Origin of the sequence: Octadecabacter arcticus 238 (assembly GCF_000155735.2) — a bacterium.
In the GTDB taxonomy this organism is placed as follows: Bacteria; Pseudomonadota; Alphaproteobacteria; order Rhodobacterales; family Rhodobacteraceae; genus Octadecabacter; species Octadecabacter arcticus.
The window spans coordinates 2,063,799-2,084,154 of the sequence record NC_020908.1 but is presented as its reverse complement, the minus strand read 5'-3'; the positions used below and the strand labels follow the sequence as shown (position 1 = coordinate 2,084,154).

Sequence of the window (20,356 nt, the reverse complement as noted above, 5' to 3'; positions counted from 1 at the left end):
CGATTGCTTATAGATAGGGCACTGCTCGATAGGTTTCTTGCCTGTATGAAACCTGCCTCAATAACTTGACCCCAGCTTCGGCTGGGGTTTTTTTCTGCCCTTTTTTTAATGGGGCAAAGCACAGGTCTGCCCCCCATCCGATGTCGAAATGTATCGTTTCAGATCGCATAGAACACGGACATAAAGAATCACTAAATATGCGGGCGATTCTGGGGTCCAACGTCGGTGTCTTGGTCTACAAACTTGATCGCACTGGGTCCCGAGGCGGCGGGCGGAAAATCTCCGCCCACGCGACAACCAAAGGCCAGTTTGAAAGTCCTTTATGCATGGCGCGAAAATAGTCCGTCTGCGCGCCCAAGTATCAACGAGGTGTCATGATGGAACATTGGTGTGATCAAGGTTGCCGCGCGGCGGCATGTGCCTATGCTGCAGCGCAACATCAATCAAAGGACGCCCATCATGACGCTTGCAGGAAAAACCGCCGTAATCACCGGATCAAATTCAGGCATTGGCCTTGCGATCGCGCGCGAACTGGCAAACGAGGGTGTCAATGTCGTGCTCAATTCTTTTACTGACCGCACAGAAGACCATGCTTTGGCTGCAGGCATCGCGACAGAGTTTGGCGTGGAGGCGAAATATGTGTCGGCTGATATGTCCAAGGGCGATGACTGCCGCCGTTTGATTGCGGATGCAGGGGCCTGCGATATTTTGATCAACAACGCGGGCATCCAGCACGTCGCCCCGATTGAGGATTTTCCAGCCGCCAAGTGGGACGCGATCATTGCGATCAACATGTCTTCGGCGTACCACACCACAGCAGCAGCCTTGCCCGTGATGCGTGCGGCAGGGTGGGGTCGGGTGATCAATATCGCATCCGCCCACGGATTGCGCGCCAGCCCGTTCAAAGCCGCCTATGTTACCGCCAAACATGGCGTTGTTGGTATGACCAAGGTTGTTGGCCTTGAAACCGCTAAAGAACCCATCACCGCCAACGCCATTTGCCCCGGATACGTGTTGACCCCGTTGGTCGAGGGTCAGATCCCCGCAACCGCCAAGGAATACGGAATTTCCGAGGACGAAGCGATTGAGAAGGTGATCCTCGCCAAGCAGCCATCCAAGGAATTCGTGACCGTTGAACAGCTTGGCGGTATTGTGATGTTCCTGTGTTCGGACGCGGCGGCGCAGATCACCGGCACGTCGATTTCTGCCGATGGTGGCTGGACCAGCCAGTGAGCGTTAAACGCATTAATCTTGCCCTGCAGGGCGGCGGTGCGCATGGCGCGTTTACGTGGGGTGTGCTGGATCGACTGCTTGAGGACGAGCGGGTGGAGATCGCTGCGATCTCTGGTGCGTCCGCTGGGTCGATGAATGGGGCCGCCCTAAAGGCAGGCATGGCGACAGGTGGTCGCACGGGCGCCAAAGAGAACCTTGATTGGTTTTGGGGGCAGGTGGGTGCTGTGGCAGATGATCGGGTTGTTGCGTGGATGGACGCAGTTGCGCCAGACACGCCGACCTTGGCCGCGGCGATGGCTAATTCTCCCATGGCGGCCCTGATGGATATGACATCGCGTCTGATGTCGCCCTACGATCAGGGGCCGTTTTACAGCAACCCGTTGAAACCAATCGTGGACAAATTTAAATTTGAAGCAGTTTGTGGTGACACCGGTCCGGAGTTGTTCGTCGGGGCGACCAACGTGCGCACCGGCAAGGTGAAGATTTTTACCGGCGGTGCGATTACCAGTGAGGCGCTGATGGCGTCCGCCTGCCTGCCGACGCTGTTTCAAGCGGTTGAGATTGACGGTGAGGCGTATTGGGATGGCGGTTATACGGGCAATCCGGCGCTGTTTCCACTTTACGCTGAAAGCCTACCTGCCGACATTATGGTAGTTAATATCAACCCATTACACCGCGATGAAGTGCCAACCGACACCCAAGCGATCCAGAACCGGATCAACGAAATCAGTTTCAACTCGTCGTTGCTACGTGAACTGCGCGCAATCAACTTTGTGAAACGTTTGCTGCACGATGGGTCAATGACCAATGGGACGATGAAGGATGTCCTGGTGCACATAATTTCTGATGATCTGCTGATGAATGATTTGAACGTCGCGACAAAATCTTCGCCCAATCCAGTTGTCTTGGCTCGGTTGAAATCTGCGGGACGCGCGGCGGCGGATACATTCCTAGAGCAACATTTCGACGATCTGGGTCACCGCGACACAGTCAATCTGGTGGATATGTTTGACGCCTGACGGGTCAGCGCGCTGGGTAAGAATGGGAAACCTAGCGTGCCTCGTCATCAGACGTGTGCGACCCAGCGATTTTTTCGGCAAGGTCACTATATTGCGCTGGCATTTTCGCCTCTTTTTCGCCGGGATAGACGAGGCCGGCCGAGATCACCAATTTGGCGGCGTCCTCAACCGACATGTCCAATTCGATGATGTCTCTGGTCGGGAAGAACAGCAAAAAACCCGATGTCGGGTTGGGCGTTGTTGGCAAGAAAACGGATGTCATTGGCCCTGTGTCGACCTTGTCCAACAGCTCACCCTTGGTTCCGGTCGAGATAAAGCCGATGGCCCAGATGCCCTTGCGGGGATACTCGATCAGGCAGGCCTTATCAAAACTGGTTTCGGTCTGCGCGAACACGGTTTCAGCGATCTGTTTTACGCCGTTATAAATTGAGCGCACCACAGGCATCCGCCCGACGAGGCCTTCGCCCCATCGCAAAAAACCACGCCCCAAGAACCCTTTGCCAAGCCAACCCACCAATATTGTGAAGATCAGGAAAATTACCACACCAATGCCGCGCACATTAACGGTGATCCAGGTGTCATTCGCGACGGAGCGGCCAAATGCCCAGTTGAGTAGCTGTTCGGGTTGATAGGCGTCGGGCACAAATGGCCACACGAAACTGTCGACCAGACCGACCACCGACCAAATCAGCCACAAGGTCAGACCGATCGGTGCAATGACGACGAGCCCTGCGATAAAGTTGTTGCGCAACCCGCCCAAGAAGGTGCGGCGCGGGGCTGGCTCAGTTGGTGTTGTCACGTGCGGCGATCCTAAATGTGAGATCAAAGGAGCGAACCCCCAGTGTCTTTTTAAGGCTAACTCTTTTTTATGTAGGGGATGCCGCGGGCATCCACAATGAGGGGCACCGTTTAAGGTGACTTAACGTCAAAACGATGCTGCAATTTTTGCCGCAAGTGCCGCATTATTGCGCACAAGGGCAATATTAGCAGTCAGCGACGCGCCGTCGGTCAATTCAAAGATGCGCCCCAACAAAAACGGCGTGACGGCTTTAGCGGCGATACCTTTGGTGGCGGCTTCATCCAAGGCCTGCGCGATGATCGGCGCGAGGGTCTCGGCCGGAATTTGCGCATCTTGCGGAATCGGATTGGCGATCAGCTGGCCACCGGGCAGGCCCATGGCGGCGCGCATCTGGTGACTTGCGGCGATGTCTGCGGCGTTGTCCATCCGCAGGGGCGCAGGCAGGGCGGATGTGGCGGACCAGAATGCAGGCAGGGTGTCTTGGCCAAATACGATCACCGGCACGCCGAGGCTTTCGAGGACCTCATAGGTTTTTTCCAGATCCAGAATGGCCTTTGCGCCGGCGGCGACGACTGTGACGGGCGTGTGCGCCAGTTCATGCAGATCAGCGGAAATATCAAATGTAGTTTCAGCGCCTTTGTGCACGCCGCCAATACCACCCGTGGCGAAAACTTTGATCCCCGCCAGATGGGCTGCGATCATTGTCGCCGCAACCGTCGTGGCCCCTGTGCCGCCCGTGGCGATGCAGGCGGCAATATCTGCACGGCTAAGCTTGGCGACGTTTTTGGCTTGGCCAAGCGCGTTAAGCTGGTCGTCCGTTAACCCGATATGCAGCGTGCCGTCGATGACAGCGATGGTGGCGGGCGTGGCGCCGCCCGCGCGAATATCGGCTTCGACCAGCCGCGCGGTGTCGACGTTTTGTGGATAGGGCATACCGTGGGTTATGATCGTTGATTCCAGTGCCACGATCGGCGTTCCCGCCGCACGGGCGGTGGCGACCTCAGGTGCGAAGGTCATTGGAAGTGATAGTGGGGTGGTCATGATGGGGTCTCTCCGGAAACGTAGGTTGCAGCGGCGCTCAGGGCGCGGATAAGGGCGGCTTGGCGGTCCATGCCTTGGACTTCTGAGACGATGTGAGCGGCCATGAATGTATCCCCCGCGCCCGTCACGCGGGTCACGAGGACTTCGGGGGGCTGTGCCGTGCAGATGTCACCATCCAGACATTCAGCGGCCAGTTTGCCACCGTCGGTGACCAAGACGCGGTGAACGCCGCGCTTGGACAGGGCCGCAGCGCCATCTGCGGCCGTGTCGAACGTCGTCTGACACAGCAGCCCAGCTTCTTCGAGGTTCACATACAACGTTGCCGAAGGGTGGCCGACCAGTGCCAAAAGGCGTTCGGCCTTACCCGGTGAGGCGGGTGCGACCCGTAAATCCGACGCGGCAAACAGCGGTGATTTCGCAATATCGGCTAATAAATCGCGTGTCAGATTGCCATCAAGGGCCACAAGGCCGGACCAGGGGGCCGCGTCGGTGCCAAGGGTGCCGTCCGACAGGGCGCGCAAGATTTTGGTGCTCGCCTGTTCCAGCGAATGGGCATCGGCAATGGCCGCGATCAGACCGTTCGCGCCCTCGATCGCCATATAGGCATCCGTCAGGAGATCGTCGGAACGGTAGAGGTGTTCGGTGATGATGCCAAGGCCCGCCGCCTCATGGACCAGTTCATCGCCCTCAGCGTCACGACCAACGGCGGAGAGAACCGCAGGGGTCAGGCCAAAATTAATCAGCGTCATCGCGATATTCATCGCCACACCACCGGGCAGGCGCGTGATGCGACCGGGCACATCGGAGCCTGCGCGCATGTGGCTAGACGCGCGCCCGATGATGTCCCACAGGACCGAACCGATGCACAGGATGTCAGGTTTTTTCATCCGCCGTTGATGGCGCGGCGGCGCGGCGAGGTCAACGGGGTGTGAGCCTTGAGAGTGAGGTATGGGAAACCCGACCTTTGGTCAAAGGTGTGTAAAAAGCGTTGCAACGCGGGCGTGTGGTGTTTATCCGTGAACGACGTTCAATAGTGTTGAGAGAGAGTGTCCATGCCAAATCCAATCTGCAAAAGGTCACAAGCAATGAAACGTTTCATTGACGCCACGCTGGGCAAATGGGTCCGGCATTTTTTTCTCGTCCTTGTGCGGACCTATTACGCGATGTTTTACAATGTCAGCGCTGCGGGCAAGCACCTGTTGCAGGACCAACCCGGAACGCTGATTTTGGCAACCCATGTCAGCCGACATGATGGGCCGCTGGTCTCGGCCATCCTGTATTCGACGGCGCGGGTGCGCCCGACGGTGCATTATGATGAATACCACAACTGGGCGCAGTGGTTCCCGATGTATGTCGCAGGCGCGATTCCGATGTCGTCGCCGAAATCATGGCCCGATGATCGACGCGCCGCGCGCAAAGACCACACACTGGGGATCATTCATAAGGTGCTGGGCAACGGCAATTCCATTCTCTTGTTTCCCGCCGGAAAGCTGCGCCGCCAACCCCAAGAGATCATCGCACCGTATTTGTCGGGTGTGTACGACATTCTGCGGGCCGAACCTGACACGCCCGTGATGCTGTTGCGCCTTGACGGTCTTGGTCAATTCCAACGGGCGCAATACGACGGGTTCTGGAGCTTTTTGGGTATCAAGAAGGGTCGTCGCCATGTGAGCCTGGATTTGCGGCCGATTACGGATCTGGACCCGACACAGGAGCTTGCGGTGTTTAATGAGACGTTAGAGGCGCTTTTGAATTCATAACCTCTGGGCTGGAATGCGGACGATGTTTGCGCTGCGCCAAAGACTCTGGTTTAGTTTGTTCCGCCTGTTGCACCGTTTTGTAGGGCCCGCGACCAGTGTTTATACCAGTGGCCATAATATCTGACTCATTTTTTTGGTTTTAATTTTTGGCAAACTCTGAATCAATGACCTCCATAGATTGGGAGGTGCTCATGGGTGGAGCCATAAAAATTACGCGCACGGATATGTCTGCGAAAGATTTGCGCCGTGCGGCAAAGCGAACCAAGGATGGGCGGGTTGTACGGCGACTACTGGCCATAGCGCTGGTGCTTGATGGGGTGGATCGTGAAACGGCTGCCCGCAGCAGTGGTATGGATCGACAAACACTTCGGGATTGGGCGCATCGCTTTAACGCAGAAGGCATTGAGGGGTTATCGGATCGGAATGGCAAGGGGGCAAAACCACGGTTGTCGCCCAAGCAACAGGCGCAATTTGTGGCGTGGGTGGAGGCCGGGCCCGACCCACTGAACGACTACCGGCTGACGCCGGTAGGTTCCCTTTTTGAATGTAATTCAAGATACTGAAGTATGACAGCGTCAGTGACATTGCCGCTGGTTGTTGAGAAAAATCCGCGAGCCCAAAACCGCTGGCCCCAGTACCGTTTGCGCAGTTCGGGAAACTCGCGCTGTATCTTATAAGACGAGCGTCCCTTGATCCGCATCATCACCTTTGACAATGCTATCTGAGGCGGGACCGATATGAACATGTGGACGTGATCGGTCGACAATACGCCCTTCTCAATATGCACGCCAAGTTCTTGGCATGTTTGGATAATGATTTCACGGATACGCTCACGCATCTCACCGCGCATAACTTTGTATCGGTATTTTGTTGTCCAGACGACGTGAAACCGGTGATAAAATTTGGTATGGCTTCCTGTGGAATAGATCATAATCTTCCCTCTCATTTTTAAGACCCTTACCGCTTCGCGGGGTCTTAAAAATGAGAGGGAAGATTATAGTACATTACGCTAAAGCGGACCGGCTGGAAGCCGGTGGCTTTAATCCCGTTTGTGGAAAGTAAAAGATGGCGTAGTACGATGGCGTTGTGTCGACTTGCAGGCTCGTGTTGAAGAGGAGTTCGACGTGAAACTGCATGTGCGTACGATTGGGAAATATCTAACCAAGCATGGCTTTCGCCGCCTGTCTGTGCGTCCAGAGCATCCGAAAACTGATCGCGAAGCGCAGCAGGCTTTTAAAAAAACTTTGCGAGCCTCGTAAACGATACTCTGCCAGAACATGCAAAGGGGAAGCCTCTTGAAGTATGGTTCCAAGATGAAGCCCGCGTTGGACAACAGGGGACACTCACCCGTAAATGGGCCAAGCGTGGAACTCGCCCGCGCGCACCCCGTGATATACGCTTCAAATGGAGTTATATCTTTGGTGCCGCTTGTCCCGCACGTGGTACCGCCGCAGGTCTCGTCCTGCCCTACGTCAACGCCGAGGCTATGGGGCTGCATCTTGATGAGATCGCAAAAGCTGTCGCACCCGGCTCACATGCCTTGCTGATTGTTGATGGGGCGGGGTGGCATGGCGCAAAATGTTTGCAGGTGCCAGATAAAATTACGCTCGTTAAGCTGCCACCGTATTCACCCGAACTGAACCCCATGGAAAACGTCTGGGCTTATCTGCGAGCTAATAAACTCGCAATCACAGTTTTCGACACCTATGACGAAATACTCGACAAATGTGCACAAGCTTGGAACTTCTTTGCGAACGACCCAGAGCGAATAAGTTCAATCACAGATCGAGAATGGGCAAGGGTCACTTAATTCGGCCGTTGGTATTATCGACTGAAAACGCCCATTCCTCTGGGTGCAACTTGATGAAACCTTCAAGCTGGGTCACCAAATTCTGAGAGGAGGCGACGATGTCCGCGGATGGCGCAATTGCGCTTCCAATGAGAAGTTTCAGGCGCCCGTCCGTTTGGGTTACAAATCCGGGCAAAACCGGCGCTTGTGCCTTTGCTGCAAAGCGCGTGGGCCATCCGTCGAACCCCACCGGCGACCCGAAGCCGGTGACACGCACTATGTCTTTAGTTTTGTCGATCGCAATGGCTGGTGATTTCTGGATACGGTCAACCCGGTGTTTGTCAAAGGTGTTGTCCGCCGATTTCTTGCAGCGTCTCTGATTTCAGAGGCGCTGATTTCGTTTTCTGGGTTCAGCCAGACGGGTCCTGCTGGTTGCCAGTTTCGGGTTTTTCCTGACCAGCGTTGCGGGTTTTGCGCGCGAGCAGTGGCATAGAGATTGGCACGATTTGTGAGCGTTGCACGATCATGACCTGCGTGGCGCGCATTCGGCGTGACGAAGCGGATGGCGCTGTGCAGGTGTTCACTATTGTACCAACCAGCGAAGGTTTGGACCCAGGTTTGAGCATCCGCCTTGGTGGCAAAGCCCTTGGTCGGCCAGTCCGGGCGGTATTTGCAGGTTCGGAACAACGCCTCTGAGAAAGGGTTGTCGTTGCTTACGCGAGGGCGACTGTAGGAGGCCGTGATCCCTAGTTTTTCCATCGTCACCTTCATCGTGGCGCCCTTCATCGGACTGCCGTTGTCAGCGTGCAGAACCAAGGGGCGCATCTGACAGCCCTCCGCTAGCACTGCTTGCCGGATCAGAATGGCAGCCAGATCCGCACTTTCACGCTCATGGATGTACAGCCCACGATCTTCCGGCTGAAGATGTCCACGATCAGATACAGATAGAAGAACATGCCTGCGACAGGTCCCGGCATCCAGGTAATGTCCCAGGTCCAGACCTCACAGGGCGCACTGGCCTGATAGCTTGTGGGCTTCTTACGCTTGACTGGGGACTTGGCTCGACCCCGGTGATGCTGCAATCCATTGGCGCGCAAAATGCGGTAGAAACTCGATTCCGAGGCCAGATATCGACCCTGATCGGCTAGCTTTGGCACAATCTGACTTGGGGGAAGGCTAGAGAACTCCTTTGAATTACAGACATCTAGAACAGCCGCGCGTTCTGCCGTACTCAACGCGTTTGCTGGTTCCGCACGCGGCACGAGGGGGCGCTTATCAGGGCGAACCTCGCCGTCTTTTGTCCAGCGCCGCAGAGTGCGTTCGCTGATTTCCAACTCGGAACAGGCTTTGGCGCGCCGCGCTCCTGCGGTGACGGCCTCATTGATCAGAGCAACTGCGGTTTGGCGATCTGGGGTGCTGATCATGCGTCCTCTCCGTCCCCCCAGATCGCTGAGGCCTTTTTTCGCAGAACAAGCAGTGCTGCAGTTTCGGCCAGTGCGCGATCCTTGCGAGCAAGCTCACGTTCCAAATCTTTCATCCGTTTCTTGTCTTCCTTGGTCGCACGCACAAGACGTGCTGCACTCGTGCGGTCCCAGTCGTTGGCCTGCTCGCAAGCAACTCGCCACATGGCAATCTGCGCCGGGTAAAGGCCGCGTTTGCGGCAGTATTCGGCTAGGTCAGCCTCGTTCAGCGCAGCAGTTTCCAACACCGCCGCAAACTTGTCACGTGAAGACCAGCCCTCAGGGCTCGCATCAGCGTCAGGCAAAAGCTGCCCCTTGTTGCGCGCCTCAGCACGCCAGGAGAAAAGCGTCGCTTCCGAAATGCCTTCCTCCCGCGAAAGCTGCCGAATGGCCACGTTGTTCGGCGGAAGCATCCGCTTCAGCACAGCTGCTTTTCGTTCCAGTGAATATCCCATGTCATTGTCCTAATCCGCCCACCTGAAAATTAGAGAAAAATAGAGCAGCGGACAACATCCCTGACACACTGGGGTATGGTCTGGTCTAGAAAAAATAGTGATGCGGCGCATCGGTTTGTAAGTCACCAAACGGATCGCATTGCATGACTCTGATTGCTGTGTCGCGCCATACTTTCGCTGTGCACCGCGCCAGTTGCGGACAATCCTAATAGAGCTGACGTCGATCCGGTTTGATGTGGGTCAACAACGCGGGCCCCGAACTATGGCATCATGTCCTTGCTAAGCGAACGAATGCAGATGCCTGACAAAAAGCCACTGATCCAGCGGCGCGTGCCTCCGACATCATTGGATTTGAGCAAGGAGAAACCCTAACGGCACCTGTGTTCGCTACACGAAGCAAAAAGTGACCAATCATACCTCAAGAGAAAGAGTGACAATGTAGAACACCCCTCACGAATTGGCAGAAGAGTTTCCAGAACATGTCGGAAAGATGCATGATTTATGCGCTAGCGATGCCCATTTTTCTAAATTATTTGAGGAATACCACACGGTCAATCGCGCGGTCCATACGGCGGAAACCGACGTGAAGCCGACCTCGGACGATCATATTTCCGACCTACGTAAGGAGCGGATGCGGTTGAAAGATAAGATCCACGCCCAATTGACGGATAAGTAGCCGTTGGCTGTGGCTTTTTAGAAACCTAAGGCACAGTCCTTACGGGTCATGCGTCGACCGCCGCACCGCTACATTTGTTGTGGTGCGGCGGTTGGCGCATTAGATCTTGAGTGGGCGTTCGTGCAACTGGAGACTCATTCTGGCACGCCAAATGTCAGGGCGGCCCAAAGGGTTTCCCATTCAATGTCTGCCTCGACGGCCAACTCAGCGGACGGTTCGCGCAACACAACGGCGTCTACCAAATAGCTGTATCCCGCCTTGACGGGCAGGGTGGAGATGCCCTCTGCGTCCGTGCGGTGCAGGGTGATTTCGACTGTTCCGTCTGGCGCTTTTTCGAACAATTCAACCTGCGCATCGCCCCGCACGTCGTCGAGGTAATAGAGTTGGACCCGCAGACCATTGCTCAGATCATCTGTGTACGGATTATCGAGGGCTACGAATTCAATATCCAGACCTGTTTGAAAATCCCTGCCGATACTGTTGCCAACACCGACAAGCGTTTTTGAGAACCGCCAATAGCCTTCGACGAAACCTTCGCGGGGCAGGCCGCGCGCGTCGTGGATCGCCTCAATGTCGGCAAAGTCTTTATGTTCGGAGAATCCCAGAAACTTTGCCCATTCGGTGTAGGTCAATGTCGACAGTGTTGATTGATAACTGATGACGTGCAACCCTTCGGACAAGGGTGCGATATCCAGCGCAGGCCGCGCACCAAGGCGGTTTTCGACGTTCCCCTGCCGCATGCCTGCCGCCACCGTAAAGCGTTCAAATCGTTGCGGCAAATAAGCCAGTTGTGCCCCCGCAAACTCTTGCCCATTGGTCAGCTCACCGCTAATCATATCGTCGAGTTGAACTTGATAGGAAAGCGGTTCGATCCAGAATTCGTGGGCCAAAACCTGCGATGGTACGACGGGCAGGGCAGCAGTAAGGGCGAAAGCAATGGCAAGGATGCGCATGGGAAACTCCATTTGGGTTAACGCTAAGGTGACATTTGGGCGGGCGGTGTCAATGGCAGCGCTGGTCTGGATCACGTGCGCGTCATTGGCAGCAGCGCACGAAGTCTTGCCAACGATCGGCGATATGGAACTTGTTGACGGCCAAATCACTTTCAGTCTTGAAGGAAACTTTGAGAGCATCGTTGCGGGCATTGATCTGGACGGGCTGGAAGACACCGAAGCCGCACCCGAGGCCGAAATTTACGACGCTCTGCGCGCCATGGACCCTGACGCATTCGCGGCACGATTCGACGGGTATTGGCCCGACATGGCCCGTGCGATTGACGTGATTGTTGACGGTGAACGTGTAGCCCTTGAATTCACCGGCATTGATGTGCCGCAGGTCGGTGATGTTGAGGTTGTACGTCAGTCCACATTGACGTTCGTCGGGGTCGCGCCCGATACCGCGCAGTCGGTTCAAATTGGCTGGCCGGCTGAATACGGCGTGCTGGTGTTGCGTCAAATGGGCGTGGAGGGCGGCTGGGATGGCTATCTGTCCGGTGGTGGTCTGACTGATCCGGTCGCCCTTGGTGGCGGCACAGAGATGACAGGTCTGGACGGGTTCTTGCGCTACATTCCGGTTGGCGTTGAACATATCATTCCGCTTGGCCTTGATCACATCCTGTTCGTTCTGGGCCTGTTCCTGTTGGCCGCCAGAATGCGGCCGTTGTTGTTGCAAGTGTCGGCGTTCACGCTGGCGCATACGATTACCTTGGCACTGGCCGCATTGGGATATGTCACTGTTCCTGCATCCATCGTTGAACCGATCATCGCCGCATCTATCGTGTATGTCGCTGTCGAGAACATCTTTAGTCGGGGTCTGAACCCGTGGCGGCCCGCAGTGATTTTCTGCTTTGGCCTTTTGCATGGTTTGGGTTTCGCCAGCGTGCTTGGCCAATACGGCATCCCCGAAAGCGCCTTTGTGCCTGCGCTGTTGGGGTTCAACGTCGGTGTTGAGATTGGACAATTGGCCGTCATCGCTGTGGCCTTTATTATCGCGATTCTGGCGATCCGGTCTTCGGAGGATGGCAAGGCCAACATGGGACTTGCTGTGGGTTACTTAGTCGTCGCCGTCGTCGTCGTACCGTTGCTGCTGATCCCGATTTCAGCGCTTGGACCGGACGCAGTGGCCGCGTTTTTACCGCTGTTGTTTATGGTCGCGATCATGGCGGGCCTGTGTGCTGCGTCTTGCGCGATTGAACGCTATGAAACCTACCAGCACATGGTCGCCATGCCTGCCAGCATTCTGATCGCATTGGTCGGTGCCTATTGGGTGGTCGAACGGGTGTTCTTGTAGGCGCGCACGCCAAGCGCGATCCCTAAAAAATACAAACCGTGCGTCAGTAATTCTTGCGTCTGGTAAAGATGGTTCGCGGCTCTGTGATGGCGACTTTGCAATTGTTCTCGCAATATCGACAGATACGAGGCTAAACGCATCGCCCAGCGGTGCCGCTTCTTGGTCGCCGAAACCGGGGTCGAACATGCTGGACGGACAGTGAAAGCGTCTATCAGCATCGGGGCGATCTGGATGCTGGATCAAAGCGACATCGATCTCATTCTCGATGATGCTGACAAAGCGCTTTATGCCGCCAAAAGCGGTGATCGCAACAAGGTGGTGTTCAAGGCGCGTTCTGATGCACCGGCAGCACTGGGGTCGCTGCAATTTGCGATGTAACGCGCCCAAATTCCGTCCTTTCTCCCATACTACACGACTCTTGTGATTATGGGTGGAATTAATATCCACGGTGAGACAGCGGCGTTTGGGTCTGACCTGAGCAGTTTACGGAGCTGATCGAAGCCAATTCGAAAGAATGACTTTGCAAAATATCCGTGTTTTTTCCGCTTCATTTTCCCGCCTCCAATAAGCTTTGTGGCGGTTTTAGATGCCCATGCAACCGCGAGCGCAACGAGACCTAAAAGAAGCTCAAGTTTTTTGGAGATGGTCAGTCGTGTGTCTTCAAGATTGACCCAGTGTGTCAGGGATGTTGTCCGCTGTTCTATTTTTCTCTAATTTTCAGGTGGGCGGATTAGGACAATGACATGGGATATTCACTGGAACGAAAAGCAGCTGTGCTGAAACGGATGCTTCCGCCGAACAACGTGGCCATTCGGCAGCTTTCGCATGAGGAAGGCATTTCGGAAGCGACGCTTTTCTCCTGGCGTGCTGAGGCGCGCAACAAGGGGCAGCTTTTGCCTGACGCTGATGCGAGCCCTGAGGGCTGGTCTTCACGTGACAAGTTTGCGGCGGTGTTGGAAACTGCTGCTCTGAACGAGGCTGACCTAGCCGAATACTGCCGCAAACGCGGCCTTTACCCGGCGCAGATTGCCATGTGGCGAGTTGCTTGCGAGCAGGCCAACGACTGGGACCGCACGAGTGCAGCACGTCTTGTGCGTGCGACCAAGGAAGACAAGAAACGGATGAAAGATTTGGAACGCGAGCTTGCTCGCAAGGATCGCGCACTGGCCGAAACTGCAGCACTGCTTGTTCTGCGAAAAAAGGCCTCAGCGATCTGGGGGGACGAAGAGGACGCATGATCAGCACCCCAGATCGCCAAACCGCAGTTGCTCTGATCAATGAGGCCGTCACCGCAGGAGCGCGGCGCGCCAAAGCCTGTTCCGAGTTGGAAATCAGCGAACGCACTCTGCGGCGCTGGACAAAAGACGGCGAGGTTCGCCCTGATAAGCGCCCCCTCGTGCCGCGTGCGGAACCAGCAAACGCGTTGAGTACGGCAGAACGCGCGGCTGTTCTAGATGTCTGTAATTCAAAGGAGTTCTCTAGCCTTCCCCCAAGTCAGATTGTGCCAAAGCTAGCAGATCGGGGGCAGTATCTAGCCTCGGAAACGAGTTTCTACCGCATTCTGCGCGCCAATGGATTGCAGCATCACCGGGGTCGAGCCAAGTCCCCAGTCAAGCGTAAGAAGCCCACAAGCTATCAGGCCAGTGCGCCCTGTGAGGTCTGGACCTGGGACATTACCTGGATGCCGGGACCTGTCGCAGGCATGTTCTTCTATCTGTATCTGATCGTGGACATCTTCAGCCGGAAGATCGTGGGCTGTACATCCATGAGCGTGAAAGTGCGGATCTGGCTGCCATTCTGATCCGGCAAGCAGTGCTAGCGGAGGGCTGTCAGATGCGCCCCTTGGTTCTGCACGCTGACAACGGCAGTCCTATGAAGGGCGCCACGATGAAGGTGACGATGGAAAAACTAGGGATCACGGCCTCCTACAGTCGCCCTCGCGTAAGCAACGACAACCCTTTCTCAGAGGCGTTGTTCCGAACCTGCAAATACCGCCCGGACTGGCCGACCAAGGGCTTTGCCACCAAGGCGGATGCTCAAACCTGGGTCCAAACCTTCGCTGGTTGGTACAATAGTGAACACCTGCACAGCGCCATCCGCTTCGTCACGCCGAATGCGCGCCACGCAGGTCATGATCGTGCAACGCTCACAAATCGTGCCAATCTCTATGCCACTGCTCGCGCGCAAAACCCGCAACGCTGGTCAGGAAAAACCCGAAACTGGCAACCAGCAGGACCCGTCTGGCTGAACCCAGAAAACGAAATCAGCGCCTCTGAAATCAGAGACGCTGCATGAAATCGGCGGACAACACCTTTGACAAACACCGCAATGAATTCCCGGTCCGCTAACAAGAACTTGATGGTGGAGACCTCAAACACCGACAGATAACGTTTCATCAAGGCAATGCGCTGAGCAGTATCGCTGTTCCCTGCACGCCCCAAAACGCTCCACATCAACGGAATACGGTGGCGGCGTGTCCCTCCGTGCCAATAAGCGTGAGACAATTGACTGGCTAAAGTTTACACTTGAGGGCGTAGGAGAACGAACCCATGGTTATGCCTTCACAATCACCACTTTCGCCAGATGCTGGATCTGGAGCCGTTTTGGCCCCAACGTCGCCTCCCCGCGTTGTTAATGCGCCGTTGGCTCCCACAGCGGAACTGACGAGCATCCCGAAGCGACGCAACTTCACAGCCAAATACAAACTGCGCATTCTGGATGAGACGGACCAAGTGGCAGACACTGGCGGGGTTTCCGCCATTCTACGGCGGGAGGGGCTTTATTCCTCTGCACTGACCGATTGGCGCCGTGCGCGGGCGGCCGGCACATTGGGTGCATTGCAGCCAATGCGCCGTGGCCCACAAAAGGCACCTGCCAATCCATTGCAAGCTGAGCTGGCCAAGGCCAACCGTGAGGTGACAGCCTTGCGGCGCCGTCTGGATCAGGCGGAAGCCATCATTGCCATCCAAAAAAAAGTGGTGGGACTTCTGGACGAGATGGAGCAGACGCAAGAGCGCAGCGGCAAATCATGATGGCCGTCGCGATTGCATTGCCCACCGGCAGCGGCTTGACCTCGGCTGTCTGCGCCGCGCTATCATTATCGCGCGCGAGCGTTCTTCGACAGCGTGAGGCGCTGACGGCACCACCACGCACACGCCCACCGCGCGCAGCGTCTTCGCGGGCTCTGCCGGAAAGGGAAAGAGACCAGGTATTGCACCACCTGCGCGAACCCCGCTTTGCGGATCAGACGCCCACAGAGGTCTTTGCCACCTTGCTGGATGAAGGCACCTATCTGTGTTCAATCCGCACGATGTATCGGATATTGGCCGCGCAGGGCGAAGTTGGCGAACGCCGCCGACAGCGCACACATCCCGTCTATCAAAAGCCTGAACTTCTAGCTGAAGCCCCCAATCAGGTCTGGTCTTGGGACATCACCAAGCTGAGGGGCCCGGTGAAATGGTCCTACTTCTATCTCTATGTCATCCTCGACATCTTCAGCCGCCGCGTTGTTGGCTGGCGCGTCGAGCACGCGGAGAGCGCCAGCCAGTTCAAAGAGCTGTTCATCGACGCGATGGAAAAACACGAGGTTCCACGCGATCAGCTGACATTGCATGCAGATCGCGGTGGGCCCATGAAGGCAAAGACGACAGCCCTGATGCTGGTTGATCTTGGTGTGCTCAAGTTCCACAGTCGGCCCCACACCTCAAACGACAACCCGTTCTCCGAAGCCCACTTCAAAACACTGAAATATCAGCCAGAGTTCCCCAAGAACTTTGAAACCATCGAGCAGGCTCGCGCATTCTGCCGCAGGTTCTTTGCATGGTATAACCAAGACCATCATCACGCCGGGATTGGTCTGATGACGCCCGACCAAATCCATTTTGGGCAGGCCCAAGAAATCTACACCGCGCGACAAGCAACACTAGACGCGGCATTCCTCGCCACGCCCGAACGCTTCGTACACAAACCACCAAAACCGCCTCAAATCCCGACCGCCGTCTGGATCAACCCACCAAAACCAACCGAAGAAACCCAAGCCTAAAGTCCAAAAGCCACTGTCTCAAAGTCGTTGACACGTTCCGTGTGACAATGGCTAAGACCAAGAAGTTGACATGGCGTTAGCCAATTTTCCAATTTGTTCGGTCCAAGCATAAATGCCAGGTGGGGCCAGAACCAATCATTTTAACAAGCAAGGGGGCCGCCCAATCCGAGCCAAGATCAACATGCTGGAAAAAGCGTTGTAGGCGACGGTAGGTGCTTTCAACCTTGCTATCGGTAGGAAACTCACAGGCCAGATGGCTCAAATTTACCGTCCGGGCATTCACCATTCCCATGATCAAGAGGCACATCGTTTCAAGGCGAGTGTTGCTCAACTCTAAATGGGGGGATAACATCTTCTTGAGGGTCGTCAGGGCTTTCGTGATCATCAGTGGAACCTTTTTTAGCGATAAGAGTCCGCTCCTAAATCACCTTCTGGCACCCTCAACCACCCTACTGTCGTGTAGTATGCCTTACTGTCGTGTAGTATGCCTTTCTCCAGAACACACACGTCCTGTGAATAAGTTCAGATAGATGTGAGACAAAATTTTGTTGCCAAGATTTAGGCGACCTCGGAGACTGAGAATTGAAAGAAACCAGCTCACGAGGCCAATATGCAAATCATCGGACTGCACAAGAACGTTTATAAACTTTATGCTTGGGCGCGGACACAAGAATGTTTGGACGTGTACCGTATCAAATACGAAGGTCAGGTTCGGCAATGGGACGACTTACGTACAGAGGGCGTTTCTCTATCAAAGTGCGCTGAATTCGTCGGCATCTCGCGCGCGACATATTACCGTCACAAGCGTATTTTGAAGGATTTGGCGCAGGCAATCATACCGCCTTCAAAGGCTCCCAAACGCTGCAACAAGTCACAGTGGGGCGAGGCAGAAAAGCAATTGGTGCTTGAGGCCCGCCGCGACAATGAAACCTACGGTAAGGAGAAAATAGGGGCCATCTTGCGTCGCGACAAAAAGCAAACCATGAGCGATAGCACCGTGGGGCGCATTTTGAGCTTTCTAAGGAAAAAAGGCCTGATCACACGATCAAGATCTGCGCCCCAAAAGCGCAAGCGTAATTTTTCCAAGGGGCATGCCAAGGGATGGAAATATAGGGATTACAAAGATATTGTGGTTGGCGAGCGTGTGCAGATCGATCATATGACTGCCACGAAGAACGGCGTCACGTGCAAACACTTTCAAGCCTGGGAGAGGTGTAGCAAGCATATCCACGCGCAAGTTTATTCGAATGCCACGGCACGCTCTGCCAAACGGTTTTTGCAAGAACTCGTGGAAATAGCTCCCTATAAGATCATCTCAATTCAAGTCGATGGCGGGTCTGAGTTTATGGCCGATTTTGAGACAGCGTGCGAACAGATGGAGATCCCGCTCATTGTGCTGCCGCCAGCAAGGCCAAAATACAACGGTGGTGTCGAGCGCGGTAACCGCACCTTCCGCGAAGAGTTCTATGCATGTCGTGATCTCATTGCCGACAGCATAGGAGCGATGCGGTTTGAACTTCGAAAAGCCGTCGATAAATACAACACATTCAGGCCTCATCATGCCTTGAAAGGCAAGACACCAATGGAGTACATTCGAATCACTCAGGCCAAAGTCGTGTGAGTCTCAAAACACCTGAACCTATACACCTGTCGCGGATGCACTTGCGCTGCGTGATACCGCGTTCTATACGCGCGACACGAAATCCCCAGACGGGGGCGGGTGCATCGGGGAGAAATCCTGATCCATCCACCGGTTGGACCTTTGCTTTCTTCAGAAATGTAGCGGTCTGATACCTCCGTCCAAGGCTATTGAAACCGGAAAGGAAACGACCATGGCTCTTCCAGAGTTTACTATGCGCCAGCTTCTCGAAGCAGGCGTTCACTTCGGCCACCAAAAACAGCGGTGGAACCCGAAGATGCAAAAATTCATCTACGGCCAGCGCAATGGCATCCACATCATGGACCTCACACAGACGCTGCCAATGTTGGACGCGGCTCTTAATGTTGTGCGCGAAACTGTGGCCAAAGGCGGCCGCGTGCTGTTCGTCGGCACCAAGCGTCAGGCACAATCACCTATCAAAGACGCTGCAGAAAAGTCCGCACAGTTCTATATGAACCACCGTTGGCTCGGCGGAACGCTGACCAACTGGCAGACCGTGTCGAAATCGATCCTGCGCCTAAAGAACATCGACGAAGCAGCCGAGCGCGGCTTTGAAGGTCTCACCAAGAAAGAGCGTCTTGGCATGGAGCGTGAGCAAGGCAAGCTTGAAGCATCCCTTGGCGGTATCCGCGAAATGGGCGGTGTTCCTGATCTGTTGTTCGTCATCGACGTCAACAAAGAAGGGCTGGCAATCGCGGAAGCCAACAAGCTGGGCATCCCAGTTGTGGCTGTTGTGGACACCAACTGTTCGCCAAGCGGCATTGACTACATCATCCCGGGCAACGACGACGCAGCCCGCGCCATCGCGCTTTATACTGACTTGGCTGCCCGCGCAGCGCTCGACGGTATGACGGCACAAATGGGCGCTGCTGGCATCGACATCGGTGAGATGGAAGCCTCGGTTGAAGAAGAAGTCGCTGAAGCTGTTGCTGAAGCTGCACCTGTTGTTGAAGACGCAACAGCCGCTAAGTAAGGCTGGCGCGCAGTGACATAAGACCGGAGGCGACGCACGCCTCCGGCACTCAATTTATCATCAAGGAGACCAAAGATGGCGATTACAGCTGCATTGGTGAAAGAACTACGTGACTCCACAGGCGCAGGCATGATGGACGCGAAAAAAGCGTTGACCGAAACCGATGGCGACATGGAAGCGGCGGTCGATTGGCTGCGCACCAAGGGCCTGGCGAAAGCCGCAAAGAAGTCCGGTCGCACCGCGGCTGAAGGCCTCGTGGCCGTTGCCGTAAAAGACGGTAAAGGCATTGCTGTTGAAGTGAACTCCGAGACCGACTTCGTCGGCAAGAACTCAGATTTCCAGAAAATGGTTTCGGGCATCGCTGAAATCGCACTGACTGTTGACGATGTCGAGGCGCTTAAAGCGGCTGACATGGGCGGCAAATCTGTTGAGCAAACTGTCACAGACGCTGTCGCAATCATTGGCGAAAACATGTCCGTGCGCCGCATGAGCGTGCTGAGCGGCGATGTGATCATCAGCTACGTGCACAACGCAGCTGTTCCCGGTAAAATGGGCAACATCGGTGTTCTGGTCGCAATGACCGGCGGCGATGAAGGTTTGGGCAAACAGATCGCGATGCATATCGCAGCTGTGAACCCCGCAGCGCTGTCCGAGGATGACATGGACGCGGCTGTTGTCGAAAAAGAAAAGCAGGTCCAAATGGACATCGCGCGCGAAAGTGGTAAGCCAGAAGCGGTGATCGAAAAGATGATCGTCGGCCGTATGAAGAAATTCGTCGCGGAATCTACGCTGCTGAGCCAAGCGTTCGTCGTGAACCCAGACGTGACTGTGGGGCAGGCGGTCGCTGATGCTGGCGCTACCATCACCGGTTTTGCACGCTTGGAAGTTGGCGAAGGCATTGAAGTTGAAAAAGAAGATTTCGCAGCTGAAGTTGCGAAGCTTAACGGCTAATATGCAACATTAAGTGTTGCATCTAACATACTGAAAGGCCGCTCATTTTGGGCGGTCTTTTACGTTTGGATCGTTTCGAATTTTGACTCGAAACGGCGGCCCTTTGATGGGAAATCGAAGGGCCGCCTGGTTCGCGCATCACAGGGATAAAATACAACGCGCGACCTACTCAGGTTGCTGATCTGTCAAGGCTTAGCCAAAACAGATCA

General features: G+C 55.4%; 20 protein-coding genes and 2 pseudogenes. 14 read left to right on the top strand and 8 right to left on the bottom strand.

Annotated elements, in window-relative coordinates:
- The first annotated feature begins 459 nt into the window (after positions 1-459).
- A complete protein-coding gene (locus OA238_RS10845) occupies positions 460-1,233 on the top strand; it encodes a 3-hydroxybutyrate dehydrogenase (protein WP_015495203.1) in 774 nt (257 codons plus the stop codon).
- Positions 1,230-2,252: a patatin-like phospholipase family protein gene (locus tag OA238_RS10840; RefSeq protein ID WP_015495202.1), complete on the top strand. Its 1,023-nt coding sequence runs from the start codon at positions 1,230-1,232 to the stop codon at positions 2,250-2,252. The genes OA238_RS10845 and OA238_RS10840 overlap by 4 nt, the downstream gene beginning before the upstream one ends.
- A 31-nt stretch (positions 2,253-2,283) precedes the next feature.
- Here OA238_RS10840 and OA238_RS10835 read toward each other — a convergent pair whose 3' ends face one another.
- From OA238_RS10835 to OA238_RS10825, 3 genes are all read right to left on the bottom strand, one after another.
- The gene (locus OA238_RS10835) at positions 2,284-3,051 is read right to left on the bottom strand and encodes a DUF502 domain-containing protein (RefSeq protein WP_245581492.1); all 768 of its coding nucleotides are present in this window, start codon (positions 3,049-3,051) and stop codon (positions 2,284-2,286) included.
- A gap of 126 nt (positions 3,052-3,177) precedes the next feature.
- Entirely contained in the window at positions 3,178-4,092 is a 915-nt protein-coding gene (locus OA238_RS10830) for a pseudouridine-5'-phosphate glycosidase (protein ID WP_015495200.1), read from the bottom strand.
- A complete protein-coding gene (locus OA238_RS10825; protein ID WP_015495199.1) occupies positions 4,089-4,979 on the bottom strand; it encodes a PfkB family carbohydrate kinase in 891 nt (296 codons plus the stop codon). The genes OA238_RS10830 and OA238_RS10825 overlap by 4 nt, the downstream gene beginning before the upstream one ends.
- Positions 4,980-5,177: 198 nt before the next feature.
- Between OA238_RS10825 and OA238_RS10820 the strand changes: the two genes are divergently transcribed.
- Both OA238_RS10820 and OA238_RS30070 read left to right on the top strand, forming a co-directional pair.
- Positions 5,178-5,852 (top strand): 1-acyl-sn-glycerol-3-phosphate acyltransferase, encoded by a 675-nt coding sequence (locus OA238_RS10820; RefSeq protein WP_015495198.1) that lies wholly within the window; start codon positions 5,178-5,180, stop codon positions 5,850-5,852.
- 191 nt (positions 5,853-6,043) lie between these two features.
- Positions 6,044-6,415 (top strand): helix-turn-helix domain-containing protein, encoded by a 372-nt coding sequence (locus OA238_RS30070; protein ID WP_187293170.1) that lies wholly within the window; start codon positions 6,044-6,046, stop codon positions 6,413-6,415.
- Here the strand turns inward: OA238_RS30070 and tnpA are convergent.
- Positions 6,364-6,783 (bottom strand): IS200/IS605 family transposase, encoded by a 420-nt coding sequence (tnpA, locus tag OA238_RS10815; protein ID WP_015494130.1) that lies wholly within the window; start codon positions 6,781-6,783, stop codon positions 6,364-6,366. The two genes, OA238_RS30070 and tnpA, sit on opposite strands and share 52 nt — an antisense overlap.
- Positions 6,784-6,901: 118 nt before the next feature.
- Here tnpA and OA238_RS30065 point away from each other — a divergent pair, with 118 nt between their 5' ends.
- Entirely contained in the window at positions 6,902-7,111 is a 210-nt protein-coding gene (locus OA238_RS30065; RefSeq protein WP_083906698.1) for a helix-turn-helix domain-containing protein, read from the top strand.
- An 8-nt stretch (positions 7,112-7,119) separates the two neighbouring features.
- On the top strand, positions 7,120-7,662 hold the full coding sequence (locus OA238_RS28905) for an IS630 family transposase (protein ID WP_051076360.1): 543 nt from the start codon (positions 7,120-7,122) through the stop codon (positions 7,660-7,662).
- Here the strand turns inward: OA238_RS28905 and OA238_RS10800 are convergent.
- Both OA238_RS10800 and OA238_RS10795 read right to left on the bottom strand, forming a co-directional pair.
- A complete protein-coding gene (locus tag OA238_RS10800; RefSeq protein ID WP_044036665.1) occupies positions 7,655-7,918 on the bottom strand; it encodes a lysophospholipid acyltransferase family protein in 264 nt (87 codons plus the stop codon). The two genes, OA238_RS28905 and OA238_RS10800, sit on opposite strands and share 8 nt — an antisense overlap.
- A 119-nt stretch (positions 7,919-8,037) precedes the next feature.
- Positions 8,038-9,556: pseudogene (locus OA238_RS10795) on the bottom strand (IS3 family transposase); the annotation flags it as partial.
- Positions 9,557-10,046: 490 nt separating this feature from the next.
- On the opposite strand from OA238_RS10795, the gene OA238_RS10785 reads away from it, so the two are divergent.
- A complete protein-coding gene (locus tag OA238_RS10785) occupies positions 10,047-10,232 on the top strand; it encodes an HP1242/YdcH family protein (protein ID WP_245581491.1) in 186 nt (61 codons plus the stop codon).
- A gap of 134 nt (positions 10,233-10,366) precedes the next feature.
- Here the strand turns inward: OA238_RS10785 and OA238_RS10780 are convergent, their stop codons facing one another.
- On the bottom strand, positions 10,367-11,185 hold the full coding sequence (locus tag OA238_RS10780; protein ID WP_015495195.1) for a DUF4198 domain-containing protein: 819 nt from the start codon (positions 11,183-11,185) through the stop codon (positions 10,367-10,369).
- Between OA238_RS10780 and OA238_RS10775 the strand changes: the two genes are divergently transcribed.
- The 4 genes and pseudogenes from OA238_RS10775 to OA238_RS10750 all read left to right on the top strand — a co-directional run bounded on the left by OA238_RS10775 (position 11,169) and on the right by OA238_RS10750 (position 16,563).
- Positions 11,169-12,521: a HupE/UreJ family protein gene (locus tag OA238_RS10775; protein ID WP_015495194.1), complete on the top strand. Its 1,353-nt coding sequence runs from the start codon at positions 11,169-11,171 to the stop codon at positions 12,519-12,521. The two genes, OA238_RS10780 and OA238_RS10775, sit on opposite strands and share 17 nt — an antisense overlap.
- A 114-nt stretch (positions 12,522-12,635) precedes the next feature.
- The gene (locus tag OA238_RS10770; protein WP_083906696.1) at positions 12,636-12,899 is read left to right on the top strand and encodes a diguanylate cyclase domain-containing protein; all 264 of its coding nucleotides are present in this window, start codon (positions 12,636-12,638) and stop codon (positions 12,897-12,899) included.
- Between the two features lie 365 nt (positions 12,900-13,264).
- Positions 13,265-14,816 (top strand): annotated as a pseudogene (locus OA238_RS10760) (IS3 family transposase).
- Positions 14,817-15,070: 254 nt separating this feature from the next.
- A protein-coding gene (locus tag OA238_RS10750) for an IS3 family transposase (RefSeq protein WP_085982751.1) occupies positions 15,071-16,563 on the top strand; the annotation gives its coding sequence in 2 pieces (ribosomal slippage) (positions 15,071-15,521 and positions 15,521-16,563; 1,494 coding nt in all).
- 76 nt (positions 16,564-16,639) lie between these two features.
- Here OA238_RS10750 and OA238_RS10745 read toward each other — a convergent pair.
- Positions 16,640-16,948: a hypothetical protein gene (locus OA238_RS10745; protein ID WP_044036659.1), complete on the bottom strand. Its 309-nt coding sequence runs from the start codon at positions 16,946-16,948 to the stop codon at positions 16,640-16,642.
- Positions 16,949-17,173: 225 nt separating this feature from the next.
- On the opposite strand from OA238_RS10745, the gene OA238_RS10740 reads away from it, so the two are divergent.
- The 3 genes from OA238_RS10740 to tsf all read left to right on the top strand — a co-directional run bounded on the left by OA238_RS10740 (position 17,174) and on the right by tsf (position 20,147).
- Positions 17,174-18,184, top strand: a complete 1,011-nt coding sequence (locus OA238_RS10740) for an integrase core domain-containing protein (RefSeq protein WP_015494683.1) — start codon at positions 17,174-17,176, stop codon at positions 18,182-18,184.
- A gap of 211 nt (positions 18,185-18,395) precedes the next feature.
- Positions 18,396-19,196 (top strand): 30S ribosomal protein S2, encoded by an 801-nt coding sequence (rpsB, locus tag OA238_RS10735; RefSeq protein ID WP_015495191.1) that lies wholly within the window; start codon positions 18,396-18,398, stop codon positions 19,194-19,196.
- A 75-nt stretch (positions 19,197-19,271) separates the two neighbouring features.
- A complete protein-coding gene (tsf, locus tag OA238_RS10730) occupies positions 19,272-20,147 on the top strand; it encodes a translation elongation factor Ts (RefSeq protein WP_015495190.1) in 876 nt (291 codons plus the stop codon).
- The last annotated feature ends 209 nt before the right edge of the window (positions 20,148-20,356 follow it).